Annotated in this window: 6 protein-coding genes; 4 read left to right on the top strand and 2 right to left on the bottom strand. The window is 62.2% G+C overall.

The window, feature by feature from the left end; translation table 11 throughout:
- Nucleotides 1–65: 65 nt before the first annotated feature.
- Entirely contained in the window at nt 66–953 is an 888-nt protein-coding gene (locus B3361_RS10125; RefSeq protein ID WP_009684691.1) for a lysophospholipid acyltransferase, read from the bottom strand.
- Nucleotides 954–994: 41 nt separating this feature from the next.
- The gene (locus B3361_RS10120; RefSeq protein WP_009684690.1) at nt 995–1,546 is read right to left on the bottom strand and encodes a DNA-3-methyladenine glycosylase I; all 552 of its coding nucleotides are present in this window, start codon (nt 1,544–1,546) and stop codon (nt 995–997) included.
- 83 nt (nt 1,547–1,629) lie between these two features.
- Between B3361_RS10120 and glyQ the strand changes: the two genes are divergently transcribed.
- Genes glyQ through B3361_RS10100 form a run of 4 tightly spaced genes read left to right on the top strand, consistent with a single transcriptional unit; the run spans nt 1,630 to nt 5,988 of the window.
- On the top strand, nt 1,630–2,577 hold the full coding sequence (gene glyQ, locus B3361_RS10115; protein WP_003253126.1) for a glycine--tRNA ligase subunit alpha: 948 nt from the start codon (nt 1,630–1,632) through the stop codon (nt 2,575–2,577).
- A complete protein-coding gene (gene glyS, locus B3361_RS10110) occupies nt 2,574–4,625 on the top strand; it encodes a glycine--tRNA ligase subunit beta (RefSeq protein WP_029886429.1) in 2,052 nt (683 codons plus the stop codon). Before glyQ ends, glyS begins: the two co-directional genes overlap by 4 nt.
- 3 nt (nt 4,626–4,628) lie before the next feature.
- The gene (gene gmhB, locus B3361_RS10105; RefSeq protein ID WP_009684688.1) at nt 4,629–5,156 is read left to right on the top strand and encodes a D-glycero-beta-D-manno-heptose 1,7-bisphosphate 7-phosphatase; all 528 of its coding nucleotides are present in this window, start codon (nt 4,629–4,631) and stop codon (nt 5,154–5,156) included.
- A 46-nt stretch (nt 5,157–5,202) separates the two neighbouring features.
- The gene (locus B3361_RS10100) at nt 5,203–5,988 is read left to right on the top strand and encodes a lysophospholipid acyltransferase family protein (RefSeq protein WP_054905247.1); all 786 of its coding nucleotides are present in this window, start codon (nt 5,203–5,205) and stop codon (nt 5,986–5,988) included.
- Nucleotides 5,989–6,197: the final 209 nt, after the last annotated feature.

Below are 6,197 nucleotides of genomic sequence, written 5' to 3'. Positions count from 1 at the left end.
CCCTGATGCGATCCCTGTGGGAGCTGGCGTGCCAGCGAATGGGGCGCAGAGCGCCCCCAGAGATCTCAATACCAGCGCGGCTCGCCAGCCGGGCGCTTCTTGAAGCGCTTCATGCTCCACATGTACTGGCTCGGGTACTCGCGCACATAACGCTCGACCACCTTGCTCATCGCCGCCGCCGACTCATTCACGTCGGTGCTGTACATCGCTTGCGGCGCAGCTTCGAGAAACACCTTGAAACCCGAGCCATCCGGCAGGCGCAAGGCATGCAGGAACACCCCCACCGCCTTGCCGCCCGCCAGCATGTTCGGCACGAACTTGCTGGTCAGTGCCTGGGTACCGAGAAATGGCACGAACACGCCTGCCGATTCGGCCGGCTCCGGGTCAGCGGGGATGCCCACCTGGCCGCCCCGGCGCACCTCCTTGATCACGCTGAGAATGCCTTCCTTGGTCGAAGGCGCAACGCGGTTGCCCATCTGTACGCGCTGCTCACGCAGCAGGTCATCCACAGCCTTGAGCTTGGGCGGGCGGTAGAAAATGATCGGCTTGCACTGGTTGCAATAGAAGTGGTTGAGCACCTCCCAGTTACCCAGGTGGCTGGTGATGCCCACAACACCCTTACCAGACGCCAGGGCTTGCTCCAGCACTTCCAGGCCGTGCACTTCCTTGACCAGTTCCAGCGAGCGCTGTGGCGGCCAGATCCAGGCGCAGGCGCTTTCCACAAACGACTTGCCAATGTCCCGCAAGGCTTGCCCAACCAGTTGCTCGCGGGCAACCGGGTCCATCTCGGGGAAACACTTGGCCAGGTTGATGCGCACCACGTTGCGTGAACCGTTGGGGATCTTCCACATCAGCCAGCCGATGCCGGCGCCCACGCGCTGTACAGCGCCCCAGGGCAGCTTGGCAAACAGGCGCAGCACCCCGACCATCAGGGCGCCCTTGAACTTTTCCACAGGCGAATTCCTTATTTCAGCAAGGTGCGCATTGTAACCCTTCAACGAACCAGGGCGGCGTAACGATCGCAATCGATGGTGTGGTCCATGACCATGCCGGTGGCTTGCATGAAGGCATAGCAGATGGTCGGGCCGACAAAGGTGAAGCCGGCTTTCTGCAGCGCCTTGCTCATGGCCTTGGCTTCGTCGGTGACCGCCGGCACGTCAGCGCGACCCTGGAAGTGATTGATCTTCGGCGCACCGCCCACGAACGACCACAGCCATTCGGCGGGGTTATCCACAGCCAGCCAGGCCTGCGCATTGCGCCGGGCAGCCTTGAGTTTGAGGCGGTTGCGGATGATCCCGGGGTCCTGCATCAGCGCTTCGATGCGTTCGTCGCTGAGGGTGGCCAGTTTGACCGGGTCGAACCCGTGCATCACCTCGCGGTAACGCTCGCGTTTGCGCAAAACGGTGATCCATGAAAGCCCGGCCTGGAACCCTTCGAGCAAAAGCATCTCGAACAGCAACGCCGGATCGCGCTGCGGCGTTCCCCATTCCTGGTCATGGTAGGCCTGGTACAACGGATCGTCGGTACACCAAAAGCAGCGTGGCATAAGGCTCCAATGAGTAGAGGGCGAGGCGAATCAGGTTATACTCCCGCTCTTTACATCCGCATCCCCAGATACAGGTGAATTTCGTGAGCCAGCCTACGCCAGCCGTGCGTACCTTCCAAGACCTGATCCTCGCCCTGCAAAACTACTGGGCAGCTCAAGGTTGTGTGGTGCTTCAGCCCTACGATATGGAAGTAGGCGCCGGCACTTTCCACACCGCAACGTTCCTGCGCGCCGTGGGTCCAGAAACCTGGAACGCCGCCTACGTGCAGCCTAGCCGTCGCCCTGCCGACGGGCGGTATGGCGAAAACCCCAACCGCCTGCAGCACTACTACCAGTTCCAGGTGGTGCTCAAGCCGAACCCGGCCAACTTCCAGGAGCTGTACCTGGGCTCGCTGAAAGCCATTGGCCTGGACCCGCTGGTGCACGACATTCGCTTTGTCGAAGACAACTGGGAATCGCCGACCCTCGGCGCCTGGGGCCTGGGCTGGGAAATCTGGCTGAACGGCATGGAAGTCACCCAGTTCACCTACTTCCAGCAGGTAGGTGGCATCGAGTGCTACCCGGTCACCGGTGAAATCACCTACGGCCTCGAACGTCTGGCCATGTACATCCAGGGCGTCGATTCGGTCTATGACCTGGTATGGGCCGACGGCCCGTTCGGCAAGGTCACCTACGGTGACGTGTTCCACCAGAACGAGGTGGAGCAGTCGACCTACAACTTCGAACACGCCAACGTCGACAAGCTGTTCGAACTGTTCGACTTCTACGAAAGCGAAGCCAACCGCCTGATCAAGCTGGAGCTGCCGCTGCCGACCTATGAAATGGTGTTGAAGGCCTCGCATACCTTCAACCTGCTGGACGCCCGCCGCGCCATCTCGGTGACCGAGCGCCAGCGCTACATCCTGCGTGTGCGTACCCTGGCCCGGGACGTGGCGCAAAGCTATCTGCAAGCCCGCGCACGCCTGGGCTTCCCGATGGCCACCCCCGAACTGCGTGACGAAGTGTTGGCTAAGCTGGAGGCTGCACAATGAGTGCTCAAGATTTCCTGGTAGAACTGGGCACCGAAGAGCTGCCTCCCAAGGCCCTCGCCAGCCTCGGCGACGCCTTCCTGGCCGGCATCGAAAAGGGCCTGCAGGCCGCTGGCCTAAACTACACCGGCAAGCAGGTCTATGCTGCGCCGCGTCGCCTGGCCGTGCTGATTCGCCAGCTAGACGTGCAGCAGCCTGACCGCAGCATCAACATCGACGGGCCACCCCTGCAGGCTGCTTTCAAAGACGGCGAGCCGACCCAGGCTGCCCTGGGCTTTGCCAAGAAGTGCGGTGTAGAGCTGGCCGAAATCGACCAGAGCGGCCCCAAGCTGCGTTTCTCCCAGCACATCCCAGGCAAAGCGACCGTCGGCTTGCTGCCGACCATCGTCGAGGACTCGCTGAACGATCTGCCCATTCCCAAGCGCATGCGCTGGGCCGCCAGCCGTGAAGAGTTCGTGCGCCCGACCCAATGGCTGGTCATGCTGCTGGGCGACCAGGTGGTCGATTGCACCATCCTGTCGCAGAAGGCCGGCCGTGAATCCCGTGGCCACCGCTTCCACCACCCGGAAAACGTGCTCATCACTGCCCCCGCCAACTACGTCGAAGACCTGCGCAAAGCCTACGTGCTGGCCGACTTCGCCGAGCGCCGCGAGCTGATCAGCAAGCGTACTGCAGAGCTGGCCATGCAGCAGGAAGGCACGGCCATCGTGCCACCGGCGCTGCTGGACGAAGTGACCGCGCTGGTCGAGTGGCCGGTGCCGCTGGTGTGCTCGTTCGAGGAGCGTTTCCTCGAAGTGCCGCAGGAAGCCCTGATCACCACCATGCAGGACAACCAGAAGTACTTCTGCCTGCTGGACAGCGAAGGCAAGCTGCTGCCGCGCTTCATCACCGTGGCCAACGTTGAAAGCCGCGACCCGAAGCAGATCGTGCAAGGCAACGAGAAAGTCGTGCGCCCACGCCTGACCGACGCCGAATTCTTCTTCAAGCAGGACAAGAAGCAGCCGCTGGAAACCTTCAACGAGCGCCTCAAGAACGTGGTCTTCCAGGCTCAGCTGGGCACTGTGTACGACAAGGCCGAGCGCGTTTCCAAACTGGCTGCCTTCATCGCCCCGCTGATCGGCGGCGACGCCCAGCGCGCCGGCCGGGCCGGCCTGCTGTCGAAATGCGACCTGGCCACTGAAATGGTCGGCGAATTCCCGGAGATGCAGGGTGTTGCCGGTTACTACTACGCGCTCAACGACGGTGAGCCGCAAGACGTCGCCCTGGCGCTGAACGAGCAGTACATGCCACGCGGGGCTGGTGCCGAGCTGCCGCAAACCCTCACCGGTGCCGCCGTGGCCATCGCCGACAAGCTCGACACCCTGGTGGGCATCTTCGGCATCGGCATGCTGCCAACCGGCAGCAAAGACCCGTACGCCCTGCGCCGTGCAGCGCTGGGTGTGCTGCGTATCCTGATCGAGAAGCAGCTGGACCTGAACCTGACCGGTGCGGTGGAATTCGCGGTCAAGCAGTTCGGTGCCAAGGTCAAGGCTGCCGGCCTGGCCGAGCAGGTGCTGGAGTTCATCTTCGACCGCCTGCGTGCGCGCTACGAAGACGAAGGCATCGACGTGGCCACCTACCTGTCGGTACGTGCCCTGCAGCCAGGCTCGGCGCTGGACTTCGACCAGCGTGTCCAGGCGGTGCAAGCGTTCCGCAAGCTGCCCGAAGCCGAGGCCCTGGCCGCGGTCAACAAACGTGTGTCGAACCTGCTGAGCAAGGCCGAAGGCGCCATCGCCGAGCAGGTCGAGCCGAAGTACTTCGACAATGCCAACGAGTTCTCGCTGTACTCGGCCATCCAGCAGGCCGACCAGGCCGTGCAACCGATGGCTGCTGCACGGCAGTACAGCGAATCGCTGGCCCGCCTGGCAGCCCTGCGCGACCCGGTTGATGCCTTCTTCGAGGCGGTCATGGTCAACGCCGAAGACGCCAAGGTACGTGCCAACCGCTACGCCCTGCTCAGCCGCCTGCGCGGCCTGTTCCTGGGTGTGGCCGACATCTCGTTGCTGGGGTAAGCCTTGAAACTGCTGATTCTCGACCGTGACGGGGTGATCAACTACGACTCCGACGCCTACATCAAGACGCTGGAAGAGTGGGTCCCGATCCCTGGCTCGGTCGCAGCGATCGCGCAGTTGAGCAAGGCGGGCTGGACGGTGGCCGTGGCCACCAACCAGTCCGGTATCGCCCGTGGCTATTACCCGCTGGCAACCCTCGAGGCCATGCACGCGCGCCTGCGCGCGCTGGTGGCCGAGCAGGGCGGCGAGGTTGGCCACATCGTGTATTGCCCGCACGGCCCGGATGAAGGCTGCGATTGCCGCAAGCCCAAGCCAGGCATGCTGCGGGCGATCGCCGAGCATTACCAGGTCGGCCTTGAAGGCGTCTGGTTCGTTGGCGACAGCAAAGGTGACCTGGAGGCCGCCCTGGCCGTCGGTGCACAACCCGTGTTGGTGAAAACCGGCAAAGGTGAGCGGACCCTGGCAAAAGGTGTTCCGGAAACTACACTGATTTTCGACGATCTGGCAGCTATCGCCAGAGAACTAATTTAAACAGTGCGCCTGCGGGCGCATTTTTCTCAGGCGGGCATGCCCCGCAATGGTACAAGCCACTATGTCGATCCTGCAGGCGATCAGAATCTTTCTTTTTTACCTGCTGCTGGGCACCAGTTCGTTGCTGTGGTGCTCGCTGAGCTTTTTCGTCGCGCCGTTTCTGTCGTTCCCCAAGCGCTACAAGTTCATCAATGTGTACTGGTGCCGCTGCGCCTTGTTCCTCGTGCGGACGATTCTGGGCATCGACTACAAGATCACCGGTGCCGAGAACGTGCCGGCCGAGCCTTGCGTGATCCTGTCGAACCACCAAAGCACTTGGGAAACATTCTTCCTGTCGCAGTACTTCTCGCCGCTTAGCCAGGTGCTCAAGCGCGAACTGCTGTACGTGCCGTTCTTCGGCTGGGCCATGGCCATGCTGCGGCCGATCGCGATCAACCGCGACAACCCGAAGGAGGCACTGCGCCAGGTCGCGAGCAAGGGCGATGAGCTGCTCAAGCAGAAGACCTGGGTGCTGATCTTCCCGGAGGGCACCCGTGTGCCGTTCGGCACGGTCGGCAAGTTCTCGCGCGGGGGCACCGCGCTGGCAGTGAATGCCGGGCTGCCGGTACTGCCGATTGCCCACAACGCCGGCAAGTTCTGGCCGAAAACCGGTTGGGGCAAGCGCTCGGGCACCATCGAGGTGGTAATTGGCGAGCCGATGTACGCCAACGGCACCGGGCCACGGGCCATTGCCGAGCTCAACGACCGCGCTCAGGCGTGGAACGAAGCGGCCCAGCGGGCCATGGGCTCGCTGCCGCCAGCAGCAGAAGAACCGCAGGAGCAGATGGCGTGATATCTGTGGATAACTTGTGAGCACTTTTTCGTTGAAATGCTTGAAGTAAGCGCTAAGTTATTGAATTGGCTGTTTATTTTTGGGTGTGACATTTTTCTGAAAAGCGTGCATAAGTTTTTTCGGGGCATAAGAAAACCGGCTTTTACAGCCGGTTTTTTTTTGGGCTCCATTTCCAGTACGAATCGCTTCGTGTAGGAGCGGCCTTGTGT

The sequence above is a fragment of the Pseudomonas sp. UBA6699 genome, assembly GCF_002454615.1.
GTDB classification, from domain to species: domain Bacteria; phylum Pseudomonadota; class Gammaproteobacteria; order Pseudomonadales; family Pseudomonadaceae; genus Aquipseudomonas; species Aquipseudomonas juntendi.
Note: the sequence above shows the minus strand (reverse complement) of the source record. Positions and strands in the feature narration are given on the sequence as shown.

Excerpts from the sequence above, each read along its gene's own strand:
- B3361_RS10120 (WP_009684690.1), bottom strand. The coding sequence starts at position 1,546 with ATGCCACGCTGCTTTTGGTGTACCGACGATCCGTTGTACCAGGCCTAC.
- glyS (WP_029886429.1), top strand. The coding sequence starts at position 2,574 with ATGAGTGCTCAAGATTTCCTGGTAGAACTGGGCACCGAAGAGCTGCCT.
- B3361_RS10100 (WP_054905247.1), top strand. The coding sequence starts at position 5,203 with ATGGTACAAGCCACTATGTCGATCCTGCAGGCGATCAGAATCTTTCTT.